This is a genomic window from Citrobacter europaeus (assembly GCF_037482245.1).
Lineage (GTDB): Bacteria > Pseudomonadota > Gammaproteobacteria > Enterobacterales > Enterobacteriaceae > Citrobacter > Citrobacter europaeus.
Genome location: NZ_CP148084.1, coordinates 2,308,587 through 2,332,049, shown reverse-complemented (window position 1 = coordinate 2,332,049; position 23,463 = coordinate 2,308,587). Strand labels below are relative to the sequence as shown.

21 protein-coding genes and 1 other RNA gene are annotated in these 23,463 nt (G+C 50.6%); 11 read left to right on the top strand and 11 right to left on the bottom strand.

What is annotated here, in order from left to right; genetic code table 11:
- Positions 1 to 104: 104 nt before the first annotated feature.
- The 7 genes from sufE to WHR59_RS10935 form a co-directional block, all read right to left on the bottom strand.
- Positions 105 to 521, bottom strand: a complete 417-nt coding sequence (gene sufE, locus WHR59_RS10965; RefSeq protein WP_043016555.1) for a cysteine desulfuration protein SufE — start codon at positions 519 to 521, stop codon at positions 105 to 107.
- A 12-nt stretch (positions 522 to 533) separates the two neighbouring features.
- Positions 534 to 1,754: a cysteine desulfurase SufS gene (gene sufS, locus WHR59_RS10960; protein ID WP_080625105.1), complete on the bottom strand. Its 1,221-nt coding sequence runs from the start codon at positions 1,752 to 1,754 to the stop codon at positions 534 to 536.
- Positions 1,751 to 3,022: a Fe-S cluster assembly protein SufD gene (gene sufD / locus WHR59_RS10955; protein WP_338843990.1), complete on the bottom strand. Its 1,272-nt coding sequence runs from the start codon at positions 3,020 to 3,022 to the stop codon at positions 1,751 to 1,753. The genes sufS and sufD overlap by 4 nt, the downstream gene beginning before the upstream one ends.
- Positions 2,997 to 3,743: a Fe-S cluster assembly ATPase SufC gene (sufC, locus tag WHR59_RS10950; RefSeq protein WP_080625103.1), complete on the bottom strand. Its 747-nt coding sequence runs from the start codon at positions 3,741 to 3,743 to the stop codon at positions 2,997 to 2,999. The genes sufD and sufC overlap by 26 nt, the downstream gene beginning before the upstream one ends.
- 16 nt (positions 3,744 to 3,759) lie before the next feature.
- On the bottom strand, positions 3,760 to 5,247 hold the full coding sequence (gene sufB / locus WHR59_RS10945) for a Fe-S cluster assembly protein SufB (RefSeq protein WP_043016559.1): 1,488 nt from the start codon (positions 5,245 to 5,247) through the stop codon (positions 3,760 to 3,762).
- Between the two features lie 8 nt (positions 5,248 to 5,255).
- The gene (gene sufA / locus WHR59_RS10940; protein WP_043016560.1) at positions 5,256 to 5,624 is read right to left on the bottom strand and encodes a Fe-S cluster assembly scaffold SufA; all 369 of its coding nucleotides are present in this window, start codon (positions 5,622 to 5,624) and stop codon (positions 5,256 to 5,258) included.
- 485 nt (positions 5,625 to 6,109) lie between these two features.
- The gene (locus WHR59_RS10935) at positions 6,110 to 6,985 is read right to left on the bottom strand and encodes a LysR family transcriptional regulator (RefSeq protein WP_043016564.1); all 876 of its coding nucleotides are present in this window, start codon (positions 6,983 to 6,985) and stop codon (positions 6,110 to 6,112) included.
- A 122-nt stretch (positions 6,986 to 7,107) separates the two neighbouring features.
- Between WHR59_RS10935 and WHR59_RS10930 the strand changes: the two genes are divergently transcribed.
- Positions 7,108 to 7,959: a Vmh family MBL fold metallo-hydrolase gene (locus WHR59_RS10930; protein ID WP_075146082.1), complete on the top strand. Its 852-nt coding sequence runs from the start codon at positions 7,108 to 7,110 to the stop codon at positions 7,957 to 7,959.
- A 67-nt stretch (positions 7,960 to 8,026) separates the two neighbouring features.
- On the opposite strand, the gene WHR59_RS10925 is transcribed toward WHR59_RS10930, so the two are convergent.
- From WHR59_RS10925 to WHR59_RS10915, 3 genes are all read right to left on the bottom strand, one after another.
- Entirely contained in the window at positions 8,027 to 8,215 is a 189-nt protein-coding gene (locus WHR59_RS10925; protein ID WP_003030540.1) for a YdiH family protein, read from the bottom strand.
- Positions 8,216 to 8,291: 76 nt separating this feature from the next.
- Entirely contained in the window at positions 8,292 to 8,702 is a 411-nt protein-coding gene (gene menI / locus WHR59_RS10920; protein ID WP_114682693.1) for a 1,4-dihydroxy-2-naphthoyl-CoA hydrolase, read from the bottom strand.
- Positions 8,699 to 11,755, bottom strand: a complete 3,057-nt coding sequence (locus WHR59_RS10915) for a D-2-hydroxyglutarate dehydrogenase YdiJ (RefSeq protein ID WP_338843989.1) — start codon at positions 11,753 to 11,755, stop codon at positions 8,699 to 8,701. Before WHR59_RS10915 ends, menI begins: the two co-directional genes overlap by 4 nt.
- A 213-nt stretch (positions 11,756 to 11,968) precedes the next feature.
- On the opposite strand from WHR59_RS10915, the gene ydiK reads away from it, so the two are divergent.
- From ydiK to WHR59_RS10870, 9 genes are all read left to right on the top strand, one after another.
- Positions 11,969 to 13,078, top strand: a complete 1,110-nt coding sequence (gene ydiK / locus WHR59_RS10910; RefSeq protein ID WP_047411648.1) for an AI-2E family transporter YdiK — start codon at positions 11,969 to 11,971, stop codon at positions 13,076 to 13,078.
- 184 nt (positions 13,079 to 13,262) lie between these two features.
- Positions 13,263 to 13,370, top strand: an RNA gene (gene rprA, locus WHR59_RS10905) — antisense sRNA RprA.
- Between the two features lie 156 nt (positions 13,371 to 13,526).
- Entirely contained in the window at positions 13,527 to 13,883 is a 357-nt protein-coding gene (locus WHR59_RS10900) for a YdiL family protein (protein ID WP_213733090.1), read from the top strand.
- Between the two features lie 48 nt (positions 13,884 to 13,931).
- Complete coding sequence (locus WHR59_RS10895) at positions 13,932 to 15,152, top strand: MFS transporter (protein WP_338843988.1); 1,221 nt, start codon at positions 13,932 to 13,934, stop codon at positions 15,150 to 15,152.
- A 239-nt stretch (positions 15,153 to 15,391) separates the two neighbouring features.
- Positions 15,392 to 16,627 carry an MFS transporter gene (locus WHR59_RS10890; RefSeq protein ID WP_043016571.1) on the top strand — a complete coding sequence of 412 codons (1,236 nt, stop codon included), beginning with the start codon at positions 15,392 to 15,394 and terminating at the stop codon, positions 16,625 to 16,627.
- Positions 16,628 to 16,648: 21 nt separating this feature from the next.
- Positions 16,649 to 17,515 (top strand): quinate/shikimate dehydrogenase, encoded by an 867-nt coding sequence (ydiB, locus tag WHR59_RS10885; RefSeq protein WP_043016572.1) that lies wholly within the window; start codon positions 16,649 to 16,651, stop codon positions 17,513 to 17,515.
- 36 nt (positions 17,516 to 17,551) lie between these two features.
- The gene (aroD, locus tag WHR59_RS10880; protein WP_338843987.1) at positions 17,552 to 18,310 is read left to right on the top strand and encodes a type I 3-dehydroquinate dehydratase; all 759 of its coding nucleotides are present in this window, start codon (positions 17,552 to 17,554) and stop codon (positions 18,308 to 18,310) included.
- A 156-nt stretch (positions 18,311 to 18,466) separates the two neighbouring features.
- Positions 18,467 to 20,062, top strand: coding sequence for an acyl CoA:acetate/3-ketoacid CoA transferase (locus tag WHR59_RS10875; RefSeq protein WP_338843986.1), 1,596 nt, complete (start codon positions 18,467 to 18,469; stop codon positions 20,060 to 20,062).
- Between the two features lie 13 nt (positions 20,063 to 20,075).
- Complete coding sequence (locus WHR59_RS10870) at positions 20,076 to 21,227, top strand: acyl-CoA dehydrogenase (RefSeq protein ID WP_080625098.1); 1,152 nt, start codon at positions 20,076 to 20,078, stop codon at positions 21,225 to 21,227.
- A 54-nt stretch (positions 21,228 to 21,281) separates the two neighbouring features.
- Here WHR59_RS10870 and WHR59_RS10865 read toward each other — a convergent pair whose 3' ends face one another.
- A complete protein-coding gene (locus WHR59_RS10865; RefSeq protein ID WP_047411666.1) occupies positions 21,282 to 22,172 on the bottom strand; it encodes an AraC family transcriptional regulator in 891 nt (296 codons plus the stop codon).
- A 506-nt stretch (positions 22,173 to 22,678) separates the two neighbouring features.
- Here WHR59_RS10865 and WHR59_RS10860 point away from each other — a divergent pair.
- Positions 22,679 to 23,443 carry an electron transfer flavoprotein gene (locus WHR59_RS10860; RefSeq protein WP_075146072.1) on the top strand — a complete coding sequence of 255 codons (765 nt, stop codon included), beginning with the start codon at positions 22,679 to 22,681 and terminating at the stop codon, positions 23,441 to 23,443.
- Positions 23,444 to 23,463: the final 20 nt, after the last annotated feature.

The following is a 23,463-nucleotide window of genomic DNA, read 5'->3' as shown; positions in this document are numbered from 1 at the left end:
GTTCTTGCCGGACGGCGACAAGCGCCCGATCCGGCCTACGAGTCACTGCGTTGCCCTACACGAACGCTTTCAAGAAGGTCTGAAAGTTGACGTGTTTTATCAGTTTAGCTAAGAGTTGCAGCTTTGGCGCGAATCGCCCGAATCATCGCCTCCAGCCCCTGTGACCGGGACGGTGTGAGATGCTGTGCGAGCGCCATTTTTTCAAACCACGGACGCACATCAAAGTTCACAATATCCTGAGCCGTCATGCGGTCATACAGAATGAATACCACAGCGATAAGCCCTTTCACAATTGCCGCATCGCTGTCGCCCTGTAATTCAATAATACCTTCGCCATTCTGACGCATAACAATCCATACCTGACTTTGACATCCCTGGATGCTATTTTCCGCATTACGATCGTCGTCGTTTAATGTCGGCAGGCGCTGACCCAGTTCAATAATGTACAGGTATTTCTCTTCCCAATTCGCGCAACGCAGAAAATTACGCAACAACTTTTCTTTGTCCGGTAGCGCAGCCATAACGCCTCCCTGTTATCCCAGTAAGTGATGAATACGCTTGAGACCCGTTACCAGGCGATCCACTTCTTCGTGGGTGTTGTACATGGCGATCGACGCACGACACATCGCGGGAACGTTGTAGTAGGCCATCAGCGGCATAGCACAGTGATGTCCCGTCCGCACGGCGATCCCATAATTATCGAGAAAACTCCCGACGTCATAGGCGTGATGTTTGCCGAGGTTAAACGCAATCACCCCCAGGCGGTTATCCGGACCGTAAAGCGTCAAATCCGGCACTTCCGCCAGTTGTTCCAGCGCATAGCGCATCATGAACTGTTCATATTCGCTGATTTCAGTAAGCCCCAGCGCTGAAACGTACTCAATCGCCGCGCCAAGCCCAATAATGCCCCCGGTGTTTGGCGTTCCGGCTTCAAACCGCCAGGGGGCTTTGGCCCACGTCGTCCCCTGGCTCAGGCTTACTGTCGCAATCATCGAACCACCGCCTTCCCAGGGTGGCATTTCCTGCAGCAGCGACTCTCTGGCATACAGAACGCCAATACCGGTTGGCCCGTAAAGCTTGTGTCCGGAGAAAACATAGAAGTCGCAATCCAGCGCCTGCACATCCACCTGATGATGCATAACCGCCTGTGCGCCATCCACCAGCACTTTTGCGCCGTATTGATGCGCCAGCTCAATCATCTCACCCAACGGGTTTTCCGTGCCCAGCACGTTAGATACGTGGGTAATCGCCAGCAGTTGCGTGCGATCGTCAAACAGCGTCGGTAGCGTTTCCAGCTGCAACGTACCGTCTGCATTTAGTGGAATAACGCGCAGTTCTGCGCCTACGCGGGTACACAGCATCTGCCAGGGTACAATATTGGCGTGATGCTCCATTTCACTGATGATAATGTTATCGCCCGCCCGCACATTGCTGCTGCCCCAACTGTTCGCCACCAGGTTGATACCTTCCGTGGTACCACGCACGAACACCAGCTCTTCAGCTGAACGGGCGTTAATAAACAGCGAGGCGAGCTTGCGTACATTCTCCATTTTTTCTGTGGCCTGCGCGCTCAGCGTATGGATCCCGCGGTGGACCGCTGCATAGCCATGACGGTAAAATTCGGCTTCGGCATCAATCACCTGATTAGGCTTTTGCGCGCTGGCGGCGCTGTCCAGATAGGCTAGCGGTAAACCGTTCACTTCACGCGCCAGGACCGGAAAATCGGCCCGCACTTTTTCAATGGGAAATGTCATGCTACGCCTCCCGGCAAGCGTTGGGCGATCCGCGCCAGTACCAATTGTTTCAGCGTTTCCTCGCCCAGGGCTTCCGTTAGCTCAGCGGCAAACGCATAGAGAATCATTTGTTGAGCATCCTGCTGGCCGATCCCGCGTGAACGCAGATAGAACATCTGCTCATCGTCAATCCGCCCTACCGTCGCTCCGTGACTGCATTTCACGTCGTCGGCATAGATTTCCAGCTGTGGCTTGGTGTCCACTTCTGCCAGTCTACCGAGCAGCAAATTATTGTTGGTCATCTGACCATCGGTTTTAATAGCGTGCTGGGCGACGTTGATCAGGCCATTAAATACCGCCCGGCCCTTATCGCTGACAATCGTTTTATGCAGCTGGCGGCTGTTGCAATATCCTTTGTTATGCGCAAGCCAGGTCCGTGTATCGCAGACTTCATTTTTCACTGGCATCGCCAGGCTGTTAAGCCGAAGCGTGGTGTTTTCACCATTAAGCTGGGTGCTGGTGTTATGGCGCAACACCGCAGCACCGAGTAAAAAGCTGTGGCTGGCGGCGGTGGCATCTGCGCCCAATTGAATATCGTTATGGGCGAAATGGTGGCTGAGCGAATTCTCAAATGCCAGTTTGATATGGCGCAAATGCGCATTCGCCGCGACGTTCATGGTTAAACGAGCACCGGTAAAATGGCGAAGCTCGCTTAGGCTTACATAGTATTCAATGACGGTGGCTTCAGCGCCTTCCGCCAGCTCCAGATGGTGGCGGTAGTGCGCTGTGTTCACCTTATCGCCCGTCAGTCCCTGAGTAATGTGCAGCAGCAGCAACGGTTTCGCGGGGCGCTGGTTACGCTTCACCTGAATGTGCGTTACGCTGCGGGACAGGCTTTCCGTCAGGTGCAGAAAAACTTCCGGTTGTACAGCCGCAGGCAGCGTCTGGCGCACATCGTCAACGACAATCTCAAAACCGCTACCCTCCGCGCTGTCGCTGAGCGTCGGAGAGAATTGCCCGTCGACAAACACCAGTCGGACAGCATCAATAGCCGGCGCTAACGCTTCACACTGGGCTGACGTTATTTCAGCGACATGGCTGACAAACTGGCTGTTGGTTAATCCCTCCAGCGGCGTGTATTTCCAGTCCTCATGCTTACGCGTTGGCAGTCCCAGACGTAGCATCTGTTGCAGATGCTGCTGGGCATGATGCGAGCGCGTCTCCCCTTGCGTCTCAAACAGATGATGCCACTGTTGCAGCACGTTACTGCTGTTCGCTAAGCCAGCCATAACCTTGCTCCTCCAGTTGTTTGACCAGCGAGAAATCGCCAGACTTCACAATTCGCCCCTGGTAGAGAACGTGAACATAATCGGGTTTGATATAGTCCAGGATGCGCTGATAGTGGGTGACGATAATGAATGAACGTTGCCCATCGCGCAGCGAGTTCACGCCATCGGCGACGATTTTCAGCGCGTCGATATCCAGCCCGGAGTCCGACTCGTCAAGAATGCACAGTTGAGGCTCCAGTACCGCCATTTGCAAAATGTCATTACGCTTTTTCTCGCCGCCGGAGAAACCGACGTTTACCGAACGCGTCAGCAGATCTTCCGGCATCTTCAACAACGCGATTTTCTCTTCCATCAAATCCTGGAAGTCAAACCTGTCCAGCGACTCCTCGCCACGGTAGCTGCGCACCGCATTCAGCGCCGTTTGCAGGAAAAACTGATTACTGACCCCGGGGATTTCCACCGGATACTGAAATGCCATAAAGATCCCTTCACCGGCCCGGTCTTCCGGTGACAGTTCCAGTAAATCTTTACCATTGAATTCTACCGTCCCGCCGGTGACTTCGTAGTCATCACGTCCGGCCAGCGTGGCGGAAAGCGTACTTTTCCCGGAACCGTTCGGTCCCATAATGGCGTGGACTTCTCCGGGGCGAATCTCAAGGCTGAGCCCACGCAGGATCGCCTTATCTTCCACACTGACCTGTAAATCTTTGATGCTTAGCATGTGCTTTCCTTAAATTTTAACCGACGCTGTGTTCAAGGCTTATGGCGAGCAGTTTTTGCGCTTCCACGGCAAATTCCAGCGGCAGTTCAGAGAACACGTCTTTACAGAAACCATTCACGATCATCGAAATGGCATCCTCTTCGCTGATGCCGCGCTGCAGGCAGTAAAACAGCTGGTCTTCACCAATACGCGACGTTGTGGCTTCGTGCTCAAGCTGGGCGCTATTGTTACGACACTCGACATACGGGAAGGTGTGCGCCCCACAATCCGCGCCGATCAGCATCGAATCGCATTGGGTATAGTTGCGGGCATTGGTGGCGGTCGGCATGATCTTCACCAAACCGCGATAGCTGTTCTGGCTGTGTCCGGCGGAGATCCCTTTCGAGATAATGGTCGATTTGGTGTTCTTGCCGATGTGGATCATCTTGGTGCCGGTATCGGCCTGCTGGTGACCACTGGTTAGCGCAACGGAATAGAATTCGCCGATAGAGTTGTCGCCACGCAGAATGCAGCTTGGGTATTTCCACGTAATGGCTGAGCCGGTTTCCGACTGCGTCCACGACATTTTGCTGTTTTCGCCTTCGCACAGAGCGCGCTTGGTAACGAAGTTTAAAATGCCGCCAGTGTTACCATCGCCAGGGAACCAGTTTTGTACCGTCGAGTATTTCACTTCGGCATCTTTGTGGATGATGACCTCCACCACCGCGGCATGCAGCTGGTAGCTGTCACGCACCGGGGCTGAACAGCCTTCGATATAGCTGACGTAGCTGCCCTCATCCGCAACCAGAATGGTGCGTTCAAACTGCCCGGTTTTTTCCGCATTGATACGGAAATAGGTCGACAGTTCCATTGGGCAACGCACACCTTTCGGTACATAGATAAACGTACCGTCGGATGCCACCGCCGCATTCAGCGCGGCAAAGAAATTGTCATTACCTGGTACCACCGTGCCCAGATACTGTTTTACCAGCTCAGGGTGATCGTGAATCGCCTCACCGAACGAACAGAAAATAATGCCCTGTTCCGCCAGTTTGTCACGATAGGTGGTCGCTACCGACACCGAGTCAAAAATGGCATCAACCGCCACCTCTTTGCCTTCGCGGACCGGCACGCCAAGCTGTTCAAATGCGTCCTCAACCTCTTTGCTTAAAAACGCATTCGCCCCCGTTTGCTGTACCGCTCCCGGCTCAGATGCGCAGGTTTCATCGCAATTGCCGCAGGACGGCGCGGAGTAATAGCTATACTCCTGGTAATTCAGTTTGTCGTAATGCGCTTTCAGCCAGTGCGGCTCTTCCATGGAGAGCCATGCGTTAAAGGCATTCAGGCGAAATTCCAGCATCCAGTCGGGTTCATTTCGTTTTGCCGAAATCGCACGCACGACATCTTCGTTGATCCCTTTCGCCAGCTCATCAGTTTGCAGTTGGGTGAAGAAGCCCTCTTTATAATTAAGGTGCCCGCCAGCCCAGGTGTTGACATCGTCAGTTGCTTCAGTATTACGAGACATAGTACCGCCTATACCCCAAAACTTTCGCCACAGCCGCATTCGTTCTGGGCTTTCGGGTTATGAAATTTAAATAACTGATTTAATCCTTCGCGAACGAAATCGACCTCTGTACCGTCGATAAACGGCATCGCCTGTAACGGCACATAAAGTCTGGCGCCATCCGTTTCAAACAACAGATCGTCTTTTTGGACCTCGCGGACGGTGTCCAGCACGTAGCCGAATCCCGCACATCCCGTTTGCTTCACGCCTAAACGCACGCCCAACATGTCGGGTTGCTTTGCTACCAGCTCGCGGATATGCGCCGCAGCCGCTGGCGTTAACGTCAGTCCACGCCAGGCAAAATCGTCCGGGTTAAATGTTCCTGAATGCAATTCCATAGAGTTACCTCGAGTCACTAGCTTTGAAGCTATAACACCATGTTAGTGATAATGATTATCACTTCAACCCCTCAACAGCAGGGGCATTCGGGTTAATCGCCCTTTTTGACTACTTTTACTAAGCATAGACCCTGCAGCGTGGGTTTACAGGGATGGAATTTTTTGTTCAATACATTGATTAACAATGGATTATAAAAATCCAATCGTTCAGGCAGGTCAAATATTAAAAGATGTATAGATAATGTCTATTTAAGAGATAGGTGGGGATGACCGGAGGAAAATACAATTCTAATAATGAACAAACAAAAAACCCTTAAGTCTGCTTGCTGGCAGGCTTAAGGGTTCCGGCCCCATCCGGCGCTTATCTCCGGCACTCACGATGGCTTAGCTCTTGAAGGGGCGATAAGAAGAATCTCATACACTGAACAGTTTTTTTTAACACTAATGGCGGTTTGACTATTTTATAAGCACGTTTAGCCACCCAGTTAGCACTCTGGTTCACTAAGCGCATCCAGCAACAGGCGCAACCCTGCTGGCTGATGCTCTCGAGAAAGGTATAAACCATATATCGGCAGGCATTTAGGTTGAAGCTCGGGCAATAGTCTAATCAGTTTTCTCTGTGCCAGCCCTTCTCGCGCCTCCAGTTCAGGCACCAACGCAACGCCTATTCCCGCCAACGCCGACTCACAAAGTAGCGAAGAGATCCCGGCGCTCAAATTACCTCTGATTGCAGCAGAGACAGCCTGGCCCTGGGCATCCAGAAAGTGCCAGGATTTTCCAGCAAAACCGCTGTAGTAGAGACAATTATGCTGCGTAAGATCATCGATAGTCTCTGGAGTGCCATGCTGATGCAGATAATCAACAGACGCACAGAGCACCGATTTACAGTCGCCAAGGCGACGGGCGATAGTCCCTGGCTCGGGGTTTTCCGTTATACGGATCGCCACATCAATACGTTCTCCCACGAGGCTTACCGGTTGGTTATTGATCTCCACCTCGATACGCAGTTGCGGATACCTCGCCAGAAAAGCGGGCAGAACCGGCGCTAAGATATGCAAGGCAGTAAAATGTGCACAGGCCACACGTAACGTGCCGGACGGCGTTTGTGCGGCGCTGGCGGCGCCAATATCCAGCGAAAGTTGCGCCAGAGAACGTGTTTTCAGTAATGCCTCTTCACCCGCTGGCGTGATCGTCAAACGGCGCGACGAACGATGGATAAGCCTTGTCCCCGCCCATTTCTCCATCTCGTCGAGATATCGACTGACCATCGGGCGCGACAACCCCAATGCGCGCGCGGCGGCACTCAGACTGCCCAAATCACAGATATGGTTGAATACCGTTGCCGCCATCACTCTGTCCATTGCATCCCATCCGATCGTTTTACGAAACTCAGCATGTCCTAATGAGGGAATTCTAACAGATACGAATATGCTTAAAATACGGGAACTATCAAAAGACAATTCCCTGCATAAGGTTACCTGGTATGAAAGTTAAATCTCTGGCCCTGTTATTACCTCTGTTTGCGTCTTCAGCTTTTGCCGCACCGCTACAGCTCGACGTCTATAATCCGCAGGATAAGGCTATTTTCCCAGTCTCTTCGACGCTGGTGTCTGGCCCTAAAGAGGCGATTTTGTTTGACGCCCAGTTCAGCACCAAAGATGGCGAACAACTGGTGCAGATGATTCGCGCCAGCGGTAAAACGCTGAAGGCTATCGTGATCACTTCCGGCGATCCGGATTTCTATTTCGGTCTGCAGCCCATCGTCAACGCGTTCCCGCAGGTAAAAGTTCTGGCAACACCGCACGTAGTAGACCATATCCGCGCCACCAAAGAGGCTAAGCTGCAGTTCTGGGGCCCGCAAATGAAGGACGGCGCGCCAACATCGCTCACCGTTCCACAGGCAACCACGCAAACGCATTTCACGATTGATGGCGAAACGCTGGAACTGCGTCATCCTGACGATTATGCAGCCTATGTCTGGATCCCGGCGAACCGTGCCATTATTGGCGGGACCGGCGTGGCTTCCGGGATTCACGTATGGACGGCGGATACACAGTCTGCAGAACAACGTAGCGCATGGCGTAGCGTACTGAGCGAAATGCAGAATTTACAGCCTACTCAGGTAGTTCCGGGCCATTACATTGGCGAACGCCCTGCGGGCGATAAGGCCATTCGCTTCACACATGACTATTTACAGTCGTTTGAGCAGGCGTTGGGGGCGAAGAAAGGTTCAGACTATGTGATTAAAACCATGACCGCAGCATGGCCGGGTCTTGCGGACGCAAGTTCTCTGGAGCTAAGTGCGAAGGTTAATAGCGGTGAGATGAAGTGGTAATTAAGATCTAAGGCAAAAAATAACCCCGAACGCGTGTCGGGGTTTTATTACGATAAGCATACCGGAATCAATGAACGCCCATGCGCCAGGCAAAATAGATCTCTTCTTTCAATTCAGTTGAAGAGAGCGCCAACAGATCTGCAAACTCCAGCTCAAGTTGTTTCAGTCTTTTCAGGTACTGAGCCGGTGAAAGATCGGTTTTATCACGACGTAAAAATTCTATTGCCAGTTGGGCCGGGTCTAATTGGGTAGACATATCATCCTCGCTTGTGTTCAAAACCTGCACAGTATAACACATTCCCTGTGCAGATAATGACCAAAAGCAATATGCATCACAAAATTGCGGTTGTCAGACGCGACGTGCAGCACAATCGTCCCTGCTCATCGAAGATTTCGATTTGCCACACCTGATGACGAGAGCCGGTATGTACCGCGCGACATACCCCTCTGACGCGCCCTTCCCGCGCGGAGCGAATATGGTTGGCGTTAACCTCCAGGCCCACGACTTTCTGTTCCCCCTGGGTACACAGGTAGCCAGCCACCGAACCAATACTTTCCGCCAGCACTACGGACGCGCCGCCGTGCAGCAAACCAAAAGGTTGTTTGGTACGGTGATCCACCGGCATCGTGGCTTCCAGCGTATCATCGCCAATGTGCACAAAACGAATATCGAGCAGCCCCACCATGTTTCCTTCACCCATAGTATTGAGCGCCTCGAGTGTAACTTCACGTTTCCAGATCATCCTATAATCTCCAGCAGTGCCTGTAATGGATGGCGAACGCCCGTGCCTTCAACGCGTTTGACCTGGCTGCGGCAGGAGTATCCAGTAGCCAGGCAACGGTTACGCGGCAATCGTTGCATTGCCTGGTGCCATGATAGCTCATAGATCCCCAGTGAATTCTGATGATTCTTCACTTCGTGACCATAAGTGCCCGCCATTCCACAGCAACCCACGCTGACATTCTCCAGTCTGGCGCCAAAGCGTGCAAAGATAGCCGCCCACTGCGCAGGCGCGCCCGGCAGTGCCGTCACCTCAGTACAGTGTCCAAAGAAGTACCACGGTTCGCCGCCGATTGTGACTGCCGGCTGTGACTCCAGGACTGTCGATAACCATTCGTTAGCCAGCAGCACATGGAAATCACCCCGCTGTTCCCCGAGCGCCAGCTTGTATTCATCGCGATAACAGAGCACCAGCGCCGGATCGACCCCCACCATCGGAATGTTCAGCTTCGCCACCCGGTTGAGAAACTCGGATGTCTTTTTCGCTGTTTTGGCAAAACGGTTTAAAAAACCCTTAATATGCTGAGCTTTGCCGTTTGGCGAGAAAGGCAGCAATACCGGCTGCAGACCCAACTTTTCAACCAGGCGTATAAAATCAGCCACCACCTGCGCATCGTAATAGCTGGTAAATGGATCCTGCACCACCAGCACCGTACGGGCTTTTTGCTCAATGCTGAGCAACTCGAGCTGTTCCAGCGTCATATTGGCGGAACGATGACCAACCATCTGACGTTGAAGCGATGGCGCAGACAGCAGCGGTAAATCGACCATACCGATGTGCTTTTTAGCCAGATTCCGCACCAGCGGCTGGTTGATGAAAAAGTTAAACGTTTTGGGCGCCCGCGCCATTAACGGCGCATAACTCTCAACGGTCGCCACCATATGATCGCGCAACGGTCGCAGATAACGCGTGTGGTACATTTGCAGGAAGCGCGAGCGGAATTCCGGGACATCGATTTTAATCGGACACTGTGTGGAACAGGCTTTACACGCCAGACAGCCGGACATTGCCTCTTTTACTTCGTGCGAGAAATCGTATTCACCCTTGCGCGCATGCCAGCTGTTGCGGGTACGGGCAATCAGCGTACGTAAACTGGCGCGTTTTTCCGGTAGCTCTTTCTCCAGCTGTACCGGGTCAATCCCGCGATCGGCCAGCAGACGCAGCCATTCACGCACCAGCGTGGCCCGCCCCTTTGGTGAATGAATACGGTTGAGGCTGATTTTCATCGACGGACACATGGGGCTTTTCGCATCGAAGTTAAAGCACAACCCGTTACCGTTACACTCCATCGCCCCGCGCCACTCCTGGCGTACGGCCAGCGGAATCTGACGGTCATACGTTCCGCGCTTCACCGCGTCCACTTTCATCATCGGCGCATCTACGCCTTCAGGTGGACAGATTTTCCCCGGATTCAGCCGGTTTTGCGGATCAAAGACCGATTTTACTTTACGCAGTTCGCTATACAGCTCCTCACCGAAGAACGCCGGGCTGTATTCTGCACGAAAACCTTTTCCATGCTCGCCCCAAAGCAGTCCGCCATATTTTGCCGTCAACGCGACGACATCGTCAGAAATGCGTTTCATCAGCACTTCCTGCTGCGGATCGCACATATCCAGCGCGGGTCTGACGTGCAGCACGCCTGCGTCTACGTGACCAAACATGCCGTAACTGAGACCATGGCTATCGAGCAGCGCGCGGAACTCGGCAATATAGTCAGCCAGATGTTCAGGCGGGACGCACGTATCCTCGGCAAACGGAATCGGCTTCGCGGCACCTTTAGCATTCCCCAGCAAACCAACGGCTTTTTTACGCATAGCGTAAATTCGTTCTACACCCGCCAGTTCGGTACATAGCTGCCAGCCAATGACGCCCGCTTCCTGACGAGCGATTAAGCTATCCAGACGTTCACACAGTGCGCTGACCTGCGAATCAATCAATGCTTCGTCGTCACCGGCAAACTCCACAATGTTCAGACCCAGCATCTCTTTATCAGGAACATCGGTAATCAATTCACTTACCGAGTGCCAGACGATATCTTCCCGCGCCAGATTAAGCACTTTAGAGTCGACGGTTTCTACCGACAGCGCGCGAGCTTCCACCATCACCGGGGCATTACGCAACGCCGAGTCGAAAGAGTCGTACTTAACGTTAACCAGTTGTCTGACTTTGGGCAGCGGCGTGATGTCCAGACGGGCTTCGGTGATAAACGCCAGCGTACCTTCAGAGCCGGTAAGAATGCGGGTTAAATCAAATTCGGTCATCTCATCGTTAAAGACGTGCCGTAGATCGTAACCGGTCAGGAAGCGATTAAGTTTGGGGAATTTATCAATGATCAACTGTCGGTTATCGCGGCAACGCTCATAAACCGTCTTGTAGATGCGGCCAATAGTGGTATTGCTGTTACCCAGCGTTTGGGCAAGTTCGACCGGCATTGGCTGAGTATCAAGAATATCGCCGCCCATCAGCACCGCGCGGATACCCAGCACGTGATCGGAGGTTTTACCGTAAACCAACGAACCTTGTCCGGATGCGTCGGTATTGATCATCCCCCCCAACGTTGCCCGGTTACTGGTGGATAATTCGGGAGCAAAGAAATAGCCGTAAGGTTTCAGAAACTGGTTGAGCTGGTCTTTAATCACCCCGGCTTCGACCCGCACCCAGCCTTCCTGCACATTGATTTCTATAATGCGGCTCATATAGCGGGACATATCAACAATAATGCCCTGATTCAGCGCCTGACCGTTGGTCCCGGTGCCGCCGCCGCGCGGGGTAAAAATCAGCGAAGAGAAAAGAGGTTCCGCCGCCAGACGGGCGATCAGCGCCACATCTGCGGTTGAACGCGGGAAAACAACAGCATCAGGAAGCAGCTGATAAATACTGTTATCCGTCGACATTGTCAGGCGATCGGCATAGCTCGTTGCCGTATCGCCCGTAAATCCTTGCTGCTCCAGCGCCTGCAAAAAATTGAGCACCAGTTGAACGACACCTGGCGCCTGAGAAATTTGTGGAATCATTATAGTGACCCTTTCCTGCGGTCTGTGTTGTGAATTTAATCGTTTGCGTGTTGCTTTGTTTGTTGTATCACATTTTTTTCTAATACGCTCAGCAGATTTACAGGCAGAATCCGCCTGTTCAAAACCGCTGAAATTGCTCATCATTACAGGGTGTCATTTAAGTGTTCACGTCGCGTCAACGTTCTGGCGCAAAGACAAAGGTGAAAAGTATTTATGGTAAATTTCCGTCAGCCCAGGGATATTGCACAAGTGCTGCTATCGGTGCTGTTTTTAGCCATCATGATTGTGGCCTGTCTCTGGATTGTTCAACCCTTTATCCTCGGTTTTGCATGGGCAGGTACGGTGGTCATTGCAACCTGGCCGATCCTGCTACGCTTACAAAAATTACTTTGGGGACGCCGCTCACTGGCCGTGCTGGTAATGACCCTGCTGCTGGTGCTGTTGTTTATCATTCCTATCGCGCTGCTGGTTAATAGCATTGTTGATGGCAGCGGGCCGTTGATCCATGCCGTAACCGCTGGCGATATGACGTTGCCGGATCTGGCGTGGTTGAACAGTATTCCGTTGGTCGGTGCCAAAATGTATGCCGCATGGCACAGCCTGCTGGATATGGGCGGCTCGGCCATCATGGCCAAGGTTCGTCCTTATATTGGTACGACGACAACCTGGTTTGTCGGACAGGCTGCGCATATTGGTCGCTTTATGATGCACTGTGGTCTGATGCTGCTGTTCAGCGCCCTGCTGTACTGGCGCGGTGAACAGGTGGCGTTAGGTATTCGCCATTTTGCTTGTCGCCTGGCATCCAAACGCGGCGATGCTGCCATTCTGCTGGCAGCGCAGGCCATTCGCGCCGTCGCATTAGGTGTTGTGGTCACCGCCCTGGTGCAGGCTGTTCTTGGCGGCATTGGTCTGGCGGTAACCGGCGTGCCGTATGCCACGCTGCTGGCGGTATTGATGATCCTGTCATGCCTGATCCAACTGGGGCCGTTACCGGTGCTGGTGCCGGCCATTATCTGGCTGTACTGGACGGGGGATTCAACCTGGGGCACCGTGCTGCTGGTGTGGAGCGGCGTGGTCGGTACACTGGATAACGTTATTCGCCCGATGCTGATTCGCATGGGCGCCGATTTGCCGCTGATCCTGATTCTCTCTGGGGTCATCGGCGGACTGATTGCTTTCGGTATGATTGGTCTGTTCATCGGCCCGGTAGTACTGGCCGTCTCCTGGCGTCTGTTCTCAGCCTGGGTAAACGAAGCCCCTGCACCAGGCAGCAATCCGGATGAAATCCTCGAAGAAATTGCTGAAATGGAACGCAATAAGTAATCCCACTTCAGGCGGCACGGCCGCCTGATTGTTTAACAATGCTAATCAATTCCTTTCCCTTACTGTATTGGACTGAACCTCGCCCCTCTTTAAATACTCATTTGTGTCGCAAATTCTTTACAGTTTTTAAACTATTGAGATGAATCTGATCGACGTAAAAAACCAGTATGCCTACTATTAGCCCATGGCTTTAGATCAACACATTGATTTATAAGCATGGAAATCCCCTGAGTGAAACAACGAATTGCTGTGTGTAGTCTTTGCCCATCTCCCACGATGGGCTTTTTTTTGTCCTTAGCACGCCTCGCCACCCACCTAACCGCTCCACACGTCCACTTCCCCGTTGATGAACAAATAATATTGCACAAGATACTGTGACTCTCTTCAAGCCGAAATATCCACAGCAATGTTATTACTATTCCACCGTCTTTGATGAGGTTATCAAATAATGAACGCATTAGAGCTCCAGGCTTTCCGCCATATTTTTGCTATGACGGTAGAAGAAAGCGCTATGTATATCTCGCGGGATCATAATGTTGCCGCCTGGCATCAATGGGAAAATGGCGAAAGGGAAATCCCGGAAGACATCACGCGAATTTGTGCAGAAATGAAGGCCATGAGAAAGTTAAGAATTAACGCAATTATCGACAAAATAAATAATCGTATCGGTAATAACACCATGCGTTTTTTCCCCGATTTCATCTCTTTTCAGACGGTTTATCAGCACGATAATTTTCTTGACTGGAAAATCTACCAATCTGCTGCTGCAGAGCTGTATGCCCACGACCTTGAGCGTTTGTGTTAAGAGACAGCAACACCACTCTCATTTAGCCTCTTCGCTGAGTAACATATTATGAAAAATACCTATTTCTCCACTGCGATAGGGCTGTACTTTAATTACCTGGTACACGGCATGGGGGTGATTCTGATGAGCCTCAATATGTCTGCACTGGAACAACAGTGGCAGACCAATGCCGCAGGTGTTTCAATTGTTATTTCCTCACTCGGCATTGGCCGTTTAAGCGTCTTACTGGTGGCAGGCATGCTCTCAGATCGCTATGGCCGCAGACCGTTTATTATTTTCGGCATGACCTGCTACCTGATTTTCTTTGTCGGTATCGTCAATACTCACAGTATTTATATTGCCTATGCATTTGGGTTTTTGGCAGGAATAGCAAACAGTTTTCTCGATGCCGGTACATACCCCAGCCTGATGGAGGCGTTTCCCCGCACACCCAGCACGGCCAATATTTTAATTAAAGCGTTCGTCTCCAGCGGCCAGTTTTTACTGCCTATGATTATCAGTCTACTGGTGTGGGCCGAACTTTGGTTTGGCTGGTCCTTCCTGCTGGCTGCAGCCATTATGTTATTCAACGGTGTGTTTTTGTTTCGCTGTCGGTTCCCGCCGCATCCCGGGCCTGATATCGTCATCAGAACACAACCTGCAAAACAAGAAACCGCACAGCCTGAACATCAATGCTCCTTGCTCGACCTTGCCAGTTATACCTTATACGGCTATATCGCTATGGCGACATTTTATCTGGTGAGCCAGTGGCTGGCACAATACGGACAGTTCGTCGCCGGGATGTCCTATACGTTATCGATCAAACTCTTAAGCATTTACACCTGCGGTTCCCTGTTGTGCGTTTTGATTACTGCCCCACTGGTACGCAAAGCAGCACGCGCGACATCGTTATTGATGCTGTACACGTTCATTTCATTTTGCGCCCTGCTCATGGTGTGTCTGCATCCAACAACCTACGTGGTCATCGTCTTCGCGTTTGTCATCGGTTTTTCTTCAGCCGGAGGCGTGGTGCAAATCGGTTTAACGCTGATGGCGGCACGCTTTCCGCAGGCAAAGGGCAAAGCCACCGGGATTTACTACAGCGCAGGCAGCATAGCCACTTTTACCATCCCGTTGATTACAGCGAAACTTTCCGAGATTAGCATCGCTCACATCATGTGGTTTGATACCGCCATAGCCGCTGTAGGTTTTCTGTTGGCGCTGTTTATTGGTTATCGCAGCAACATCGCATCAAAGCATCAATTAAAAATGACTCAAGTCGCAGAATAGCGCGGATGCAATATTGTTCCTCATACCTGCAAAATAATTGACTGCATTTTTAAAATTTCAGCAAAAAGTCGGCGCAGAGTATTAAATTCACAATTTGACATGCAACATCCCTGGTAAGTTAAACGCCATGCTATGTAGGCCCAATAGTTACCAACCGGTATATTATTCACAAGGTCGCCGCAATTTAAACTAAACCGACGAGCACAGAACAATTTTAAAATCCGCAAGGAGTTGTGAAAATGTCTCAAAACAAGACCTTTACTACGCCATTTCTTTTGGCGATAAGCTGTATTTATTTAAGTTATTTTTTACACGGCATTAGCGTCATTACATTGGCGCAAAATATGAGCTCGCTTGCAGAAAAATTCTCCACCGACAATGCCGGGATTGCCTATTTAATTTCCGGCATTGGTCTTGGTCGATTAGTGAGTATTTTATTCTTTGGGGTGCTCTCAGACAAATTTGGTCGGCGGGCAATCATTCTGTTAGGTGCGATTCTGTACATGCTGTTTTTCTTCGGTATTCCCGCCAGCCCGAATCTGATGATTGCCTTTATTCTGGCTGTTTGCGTCGGTGTGGCAAACTCGGCGCTGGATACAGGCGGCTATCCGGCATTGATGGAGTGTTTCCCTAAGGCATCTGGATCCGCTGTTATCCTGGTTAAAGCGATGGTCTCGTTTGGGCAGATGGTCTACCCCATCGTCGTCAGCACCATGCTGCTCAATCATATCTGGTACGGCTATGCGGTCATTATCCCGGGCGTATTGTTTGTCATCATCACCTTAATGCTGCTAAGAAGTCGCTTCCCCAGCCAGATGGTGGATGCGGGCATTGCAAAAGAACTCCCCCAGATGAACAGTAAACCGTTGGTCTGGCTGGAAGGCGTGGCATCCGTCATGTTCGGGGTAGCCGCATTTTCGACCTTTTACGTCATCGTTGTCTGGATGCCGAAATACGCGATGGCATTTGCCGGTATGGCAGAAGCCGACGCGCTAAAAACCATCTCTTACTACAGCATGGGATCGCTGGTCTGCGTGTTTATTTTTGCAGCGCTGCTTAAGAAAATGGTTCGACCCATTTGGGCGAATGTCTTTAACGCCGGACTGGCAACCGTCACCGCCGCCATTATCTATTTATATCCATCTCCATTGGTGTGTAACGCCGGTTCATTTTTGATTGGGTTCTCTGCAGCAGGGGGAATTTTACAGCTCGGCGTTTCGGTGATGTCAGAGTTTTTTCCCAGGAGCAAAGCCAAAGTCACCAGTATTTATATGATGATGGGTGGCGTCGCCAACTTTATTATCCCATTAATCACCGGATACCTTTCTAACATTGGCCTGCAGTACATCATTTTGCTGGACCTCGCATTCGCTTTGCTGGCCTTCGTCACCGCGATCATCGTTTTTATTCGTTACTACCGCGTATTTGATATTCCCCAAAATGATGTGCGGTTGGGCGAACGTTATTTTCAATAAATTATTCAGAAGGAGTATCAAATGGACGTAACTGCAAAATATGAACTGATTGGTCTGATGGCCTACCCTATCAGACATAGTCTGTCGCCTGAAATGCAAAACAAGGCATTAGAAAAAGCAGGATTGCCTTTTACTTACATGGCATTTGAAGTTGATAACTCAACGTTTGCTAACGCAATTGCCGGGCTGAAAGCCTTAAAGATGCGCGGTACCGGAGTCTCTATGCCCAACAAACAGCTGGCATGCGAATATGTTGATGAATTAACGCCTGCAGCCAAACTGGTCGGCGCGATCAATACTATCGTCAATGACGATGGTTACCTGCGCGGCTACAATACCGATGGCACCGGTCATATTCGGGCAATCAAGGAAAGCGGTTTCGATATCAGAGGTAAAACCATGGTACTGTTGGGCGCAGGCGGCGCGTCAACGGCCATTGGCGCCCAGGCAGCGATTGAAGGCATCAAAGAAATCAAACTCTTCAACCGCCAGGATGAGTTCTTTGCCAAAGCGCAAGAATTCGCCAAACGTGTCAATGAGAATACCGACTGTGTGGTCACCGTTATCGATCTCGACGATCGACAGGCTTTTGCTGACGCACTGGCCAGTGCAGATATTTTAACCAACGGTACGAAAGTGGGCATGAAACCGCTGGAGAACGACTCTCTCGTAACCGACGTTACCCTGCTGCGACCGGACCTGCTGGTAACTGAATGCGTCTACAACCCGCATATGACCAAATTATTGCAGCAGGCACAACTTGCCGGTTGCAAAACGATTGATGGTTACGGCATGTTGTTATGGCAAGGGGCTGAACAATTCAAACTCTGGACCGGGAAAGATTTCCCACTGGAGTATGTGAAACAGGTTATGGGTTTTGCAGCCTGACGGACAAGCATTTGTAATTTATTAATAGGGTAATCGATGAAAACCGTAACCGTAAAAAACCTCGTGATTGGCGAGGGTGCGCCGAAGATCATTGTCTCGCTGATGGGTAAAGACATCGCAACGGTAAAAAGTGAAGCGCTGGCCTATCGCGAAGCGGATTTCGATATTCTGGAATGGCGCGTTGACCATTTCAGCGATATCTCCTCCATAGATGCCGTGCTGGAAGCTGCACGCGCCATCCGCGATGTAATGACTGACAAACCGCTGCTGTTTACCTTTCGTAGCGCTAAAGAAGGTGGTGAACAGGCGCTATCTGTTGAAAACTATATCGAGCTAAACCGTGCGGCAGTAGATAGCGGTCTGGTGGATATGATCGACCTGGAGCTTTTCACTGGTGATGAGTTGGTTAAAGCCACCGTCGAACATGCGCACGCTAAAAATGTCGCCGTCATTATGTCGAATCATGATTTCCATAAGACGCCAGCCGCACAAGAGATTATTCAACGTCTGCGTAAAATGCAGGAACTTGGCGCTGATATTCCTAAAATCGCCCTGATGCCGCAGAACACATCGGATGTATTGACCCTGCTTGGCGCCACGCTGGAAATGCAAGAACGCTATGCCGATCGGCCGATCATTACCATGTCAATGGCCAAAACAGGGGTGATTTCACGCCTGTCCGGTGAGGTTTTCGGTTCAGCGGCAACCTTTGGCGCGGTGAAAAAAGCCTCTGCCCCTGGGCAAATTTCGGTCACCGATCTACGTACCGTTTTGACCATATTGCATCAGGCGTAATAATAAAATTTATTCATATTAATATCAGTAATGCCCTGCCCCAGATATTCGCTCATTCACGAATATCGGGCAGCTGGCCGAACATTATTAAATAACTCAAATTATTATTGTCGAATATAGCGACAGGCTGTCGCACGCATATAATCTGGAGTTTACATGAAATTATTAAGACCAAAACGCATTGATGGTCGGGTACCCGTATTATCCGCAACTGAAGCCATTAATTACATTCCTGATGAAGCAACGCTCTGTGTTTTAGGCGCAGGCGGAGGTATCCTCGAAGCAACGACATTAATTAACGCGCTGGCTGAAAAATATAAAAATGAACAGTCACCGCGAAACTTATCATTAATTAGCCCAACGGGGCTGGGTGACCGTGCAGACCGTGGAATTAGCCCGCTGGCACAGGAAGGTTTAGTCAAATGGGCATTATGCGGCCACTGGGGACAATCACCACGAATCTCCGACCTCGCTGAACAGAATAAAGTCGCCGCCTACAACTATCCTCAGGGCGTATTAACCCAGACCCTGCGTGCATCGGCAGCCCACCAGCCTGGCATTCTGAGTGAGATTGGTATCGGAACATTTGTCGATCCCCGCCAACAGGGCGGAAAACTGAATGAAGTGACCACCGACGATCTGATCAAGCTGGTGGAAATCGATAACAAAGAGTACCTCTATTACAAAGCCATTGCGCCAAACATCGCCTTTATTCGTGCCACCACCTGCGACAGCGAAGGCTACGCCACCTTTGAAGATGAAGTTATGTATCTCGATGCGCTGGTGATTGCCCAGGCCGTACACAACAACGGCGGCATCGTCATGATGCAGGTGCAAAAAATGGTGAAGAAAGCCACCCTGCACCCGAAAGCGGTACGTATCCCGGGCTATCTGGTCGATATTGTGGTCATCGACCCCGATCAAACTCAACTGTACGGCGGTGCGCCAGTTAACCGCTTTATCTCGGGCGATTTTGTCCTCGATGACAGCCAACAAACGCCTCTGGCGCTCAATCAGCGTAAACTGGTGGCTCGCCGCGCCCTGTTCGAAATGCGTAAAGGCGCGGTCGGCAACGTTGGCGTGGGTATCGCCGATGGTATAGGTCTCGTCGCGCGCGAAGAAGGCTGCGCTGATGACTTCATTCTGACGGTTGAGACCGGCCCGATAGGCGGTATTACCTCTCAGGGCATCGCTTTTGGCGCCAACGTCAACACTCGCGCAATTCTGGATATGACCTCTCAGTTTGACTTCTATCACGGTGGCGGGCTGGATGTATGCTATTTAAGCTTTGCTGAGGTGGATCGCCACGGCAACGTCGGCGTACATAAATTCAATGGCAAAATCATGGGTACTGGCGGTTTTATCGATATCAGCGCCACCTCGAAGAAAATAATATTTTGCGGCACATTAACTGCCGGAAGTCTGAAAACAGAAGTTGCCGATGGCAAATTAAATATCGTTCAGGAAGGACGGGTAAAAAAATTCGTCAATGAATTACCTGAAGTTACCTTCAGCGGGAAAATTGCCCTCGAGCGAGGGCTTGATGTGCGCTACATCACCGAGCGCGCTGTATTTACGTTAAAAGAAGATGGCCTTCATTTAATCGAGATTGCCCCAGGAGTCTCTTTACAGGAAGACATTCTGGACAAAATGGATTTTTCTCCGGTTATTTCCCCCGAGCTGAAACTGATGGACGAAAGATTATTTATCGACACCTCGATGGGTTTTGTATTACCCGATGCTGCCAATTAAAAGGAGTACCCTAATGGATTTTTCATTAACTGAAGAACAAGAACTGCTGCTTGCCAGCATTCGGGAACTGATTACCAGTAATTTCCCGGAAGAATATTTCCGTACCTGCGATCAGACAGCTACCTATCCGAAAGAGTTTATGCGCGCCCTTGCCGACAATGGTATTTCGATGCTGGGCGTTCCGGAAGAGTTCGGCGGTATCCCGGCAGATTACGTCACGCAGATGCTGGCGCTGATGGAAGTGTCCAAATGCGGCGCACCCGCTTTTTTAATAACGAACGGTCAGTGTATCCACAGTATGCGCCGTTTTGGCTCCGCCGAGCAGTTACGTAAAACGGCAGAAAGCACCATGGAAACGGGCGATCCGGCCTATGCGCTGGCATTAACCGAGCCGGGAGCGGGTTCAGACAACAACAGCGCGACCACCAGCTACACTCGCAAAAATGGCAAGGTCTATCTCAACGGGCAAAAAACCTTTATCACCGGTGCGAAAGAGTACCCGTATATGCTGGTACTGGCTCGCGATCCGGAGCCGAAAGATCCGAACAAAGCCTTTACGCTGTGGTGGGTGGATTCGAAGAAACCCGGCATTAAGGTTAATCCACTGCATAAGATTGGTTGGCACATGCTCAGCACCTGCGAAGTCTATCTTGATGACGTTGAAGTAGACGAAAGCGATAGGGTCGGCGAAGAAGGCATGGGTTTCCTTAACGTCATGTACAACTTTGAAATGGAACGGTTGATCAACGCTGCACGCAGTACCGGTTTTGCCGAGTGCGCCTTTGAAGATGCCGCCCGTTACGCTAACCAACGCATCGCATTTGGTAAACCGATTGGCCATAACCAGATGATCCAGGAAAAACTGGCGCTGATGGCGATTAAAATCGAAAACATGCGCAACATGGTGCTGAAAGTTGCCTGGCAGGCCGATCAGGAACAGTCACTGCGGACCAGTGCGGCGTTGGCAAAACTGTATTGCGCCCGTACGGCAATGGAAGTGATTGATGACGCCATTCAAATCATGGGCGGGTTGGGTTACACCGATGAAGCTCGCGTTTCCCGATTCTGGCGCGATGTCCGTTGCGAACGTATTGGCGGCGGTACCGACGAAATTATGATTTACGTCGCTGGTCGCCAAATCCTGAAAGACTATCAGAACAAGTAAGCGGTAATACGTGCCGGATAGCGCAAATGCGTTTTCCGGCACAAGCCAGGATAATCAGACCTCTGGCATCAGGCATTCCTGCTCAGCCAGATTATTTTTAAACTGCTTACGATAATCACTGGGTGTACAACCCACATGCCGCTGGAAGAGTTTGGCAAAGTGATCGACATTTTCATACCCTACCCGCCAGGAGATTTCCGCTAACGAGGCTTCCGTATTTGTCAGGGCAAATTTTGCCTCAGTCATCCGTCGCTGAATCACATAATTTATCGGCGAAATACGATACTCTTTAGTAAATTCGTGACAGATATAACTGACACTGGCACGGAATTTTTTGGAGAGCTGATCGAGAGTTATTTTTTCGCGGAAGTTATTATTCAAATAAACCAGCACATCTTTAATTAAAACATCTTTTTTGATATAACCTTGCTCTGAACGATATGCATTTTTAAAATTTTCGTAATATAAAACAGTTAGTGCATAAGCAAATGCATCGTAAGCTGAAGACGACAAATTATTTTTGCTCTGGGGCAGCATGACGCTCAACTCATTAAAGATACTCTTAATAACCTCCTTACCCTGAGTCACGCTTATGACCGGACACGAGTGCAGTTGTAATAGCTGATTATCCTGCCAACCGTTGAAACGAAAATCGTGGAGCGCACAGGTGTATGTGGTAGCAGGCGCATTGCTATCTGAAGCAACCGCATGAAGCCGCCCTTGCTCTATCACCACGATATCCCCGGCATGCGCGACATACAGCGACGAATCGATAATAAATCTTGCGACCCCTTTTTTGACATAAATAAGTTCCGTTTCATTATCGTGAACATGATGCCCCGACTCCCACTTAGGGTCATCACTGATGACGAATCGCGAAAACCTCGGGTTTTTCCCCTGTTCAAAAAGGGTCTCCATGGCATTATCAAAGCAGCGTTGATACATGACAACCTCCACCTAAAGGCAGCAATTTTATGAATTATTAATATGAAAAAATAAAAGCGATAATGACGTTATACAACGTTATTCCTTCCAGGCGAAACAAAATTATTTGCGCCATCTGCAAGATGACACCGGCTGCTCCAGTGCATTGTCACCACTGATTATTTGTGTTTTATAATAATCAGAAAGAATAAATGTTATTAACCCTGCATTAATAATTTACATATAAGAAACAAATCACGCATAAAAGCGATTAAAAACATGATGCATTTCGCATTTATTTTCACTGCCTTTGTCTTCCCGTTTTTTCCTGCAGTACGCAACGTCTGATTATTGCTGATAAACCCGGTAATCCCGGGTCGTTTTTTTTGCAAGATTGTTGGCAATGAAAACAGATTGTCCCGTCGAAAATACAGTCCCCTCTGTCGCACACTATTTTCAGTCAATTTTCCCTACTGTCGATAATGACGCGCCACGTCATCATCCACACGAGAATCACTGGAGATGCCATGAAAATAATAACCTGCTTTAAGTTGGTGCCTGAAGAACAGGACGTTGTTGTTACCCCACAGCGCTCGCTTAACTTTGACCGGGCCGATGCCAAAATCAGTCAGTTTGATTTAAATGCGATAGAGGCCGCTGCGCAACTTAGCGCCGAGGGCGATGAAATCGTCGCCTTAACGGTGGGTGGTTCGCTACTACAAAACTCTAAAGTGCGTAAGGACGTGCTGTCCCGCGGGCCGGACAGTTTGTTTATGGTGCAGGATCCACAGTTGGAGCACTCATTACCCCGCGATACCGCTCAGGCGCTGGCCTGCGCGGCCAAAAAAATGGATGTCGACCTGATGTTGTTCGGTGAAGGATCGGGGGATATCTACGCGCAGCAGGTCGGCTTACTGGTTGGTGAACTATTACAGCTCCCGGTGATTAATGCCGTCAGCCGCATCCAACGTAACGGCGATCGCCTGGTGGTTGAGCGCACGTTGGAAGATGAAGTCGAAGTGATTGATCTGCCGCTCCCCGCCGTACTTTGCGTGACGTCGGATATCAACACACCGCGTATCCCCTCGATGAAAGCGATTCTGGGCGCAGGTAAAAAACCGGTCACTCCGTGGCAAGCCAGCGATATTGGTTGGATACCTGCGTCACCGTTAGCAGAACTGGTGAGTCTCACCGTGCCGCCGCAAACCGAACGTCAGCACATCATTCTGGAAAATGACTCAGCAGAAGCCATTGCCGAACTGGCTGAACATCTGAAAAAAGCCCTGAACTAAGCCCAACGGAGAGAAATTAT

Excerpts from the sequence above, each read along its gene's own strand:
- sufE (WP_043016555.1), bottom strand. The coding sequence starts at position 521 with ATGGCTGCGCTACCGGACAAAGAAAAGTTGTTGCGTAATTTTCTGCGT.
- sufS (WP_080625105.1), bottom strand. The coding sequence starts at position 1,754 with ATGACATTTCCCATTGAAAAAGTGCGGGCCGATTTTCCGGTCCTGGCG.
- sufD (WP_338843990.1), bottom strand. The coding sequence starts at position 3,022 with ATGGCTGGCTTAGCGAACAGCAGTAACGTGCTGCAACAGTGGCATCAT.
- sufC (WP_080625103.1), bottom strand. The coding sequence starts at position 3,743 with ATGCTAAGCATCAAAGATTTACAGGTCAGTGTGGAAGATAAGGCGATC.
- sufB (WP_043016559.1), bottom strand. The coding sequence starts at position 5,247 with ATGTCTCGTAATACTGAAGCAACTGACGATGTCAACACCTGGGCTGGC.
- sufA (WP_043016560.1), bottom strand. The coding sequence starts at position 5,624 with ATGGAATTGCATTCAGGAACATTTAACCCGGACGATTTTGCCTGGCGT.
- WHR59_RS10935 (WP_043016564.1), bottom strand. The coding sequence starts at position 6,985 with ATGGACAGAGTGATGGCGGCAACGGTATTCAACCATATCTGTGATTTG.
- WHR59_RS10930 (WP_075146082.1), top strand. The coding sequence starts at position 7,108 with ATGAAAGTTAAATCTCTGGCCCTGTTATTACCTCTGTTTGCGTCTTCA.
- WHR59_RS10925 (WP_003030540.1), bottom strand. The coding sequence starts at position 8,215 with ATGTCTACCCAATTAGACCCGGCCCAACTGGCAATAGAATTTTTACGT.
- menI (WP_114682693.1), bottom strand. The coding sequence starts at position 8,702 with ATGATCTGGAAACGTGAAGTTACACTCGAGGCGCTCAATACTATGGGT.
- WHR59_RS10915 (WP_338843989.1), bottom strand. The coding sequence starts at position 11,755 with ATGATTCCACAAATTTCTCAGGCGCCAGGTGTCGTTCAACTGGTGCTC.
- ydiK (WP_047411648.1), top strand. The coding sequence starts at position 11,969 with ATGGTAAATTTCCGTCAGCCCAGGGATATTGCACAAGTGCTGCTATCG.
- WHR59_RS10900 (WP_213733090.1), top strand. The coding sequence starts at position 13,527 with ATGAACGCATTAGAGCTCCAGGCTTTCCGCCATATTTTTGCTATGACG.
- WHR59_RS10895 (WP_338843988.1), top strand. The coding sequence starts at position 13,932 with ATGAAAAATACCTATTTCTCCACTGCGATAGGGCTGTACTTTAATTAC.
- WHR59_RS10890 (WP_043016571.1), top strand. The coding sequence starts at position 15,392 with ATGTCTCAAAACAAGACCTTTACTACGCCATTTCTTTTGGCGATAAGC.
- ydiB (WP_043016572.1), top strand. The coding sequence starts at position 16,649 with ATGGACGTAACTGCAAAATATGAACTGATTGGTCTGATGGCCTACCCT.
- aroD (WP_338843987.1), top strand. The coding sequence starts at position 17,552 with ATGAAAACCGTAACCGTAAAAAACCTCGTGATTGGCGAGGGTGCGCCG.
- WHR59_RS10875 (WP_338843986.1), top strand. The coding sequence starts at position 18,467 with ATGAAATTATTAAGACCAAAACGCATTGATGGTCGGGTACCCGTATTA.
- WHR59_RS10870 (WP_080625098.1), top strand. The coding sequence starts at position 20,076 with ATGGATTTTTCATTAACTGAAGAACAAGAACTGCTGCTTGCCAGCATT.
- WHR59_RS10865 (WP_047411666.1), bottom strand. The coding sequence starts at position 22,172 with ATGTATCAACGCTGCTTTGATAATGCCATGGAGACCCTTTTTGAACAG.
- WHR59_RS10860 (WP_075146072.1), top strand. The coding sequence starts at position 22,679 with ATGAAAATAATAACCTGCTTTAAGTTGGTGCCTGAAGAACAGGACGTT.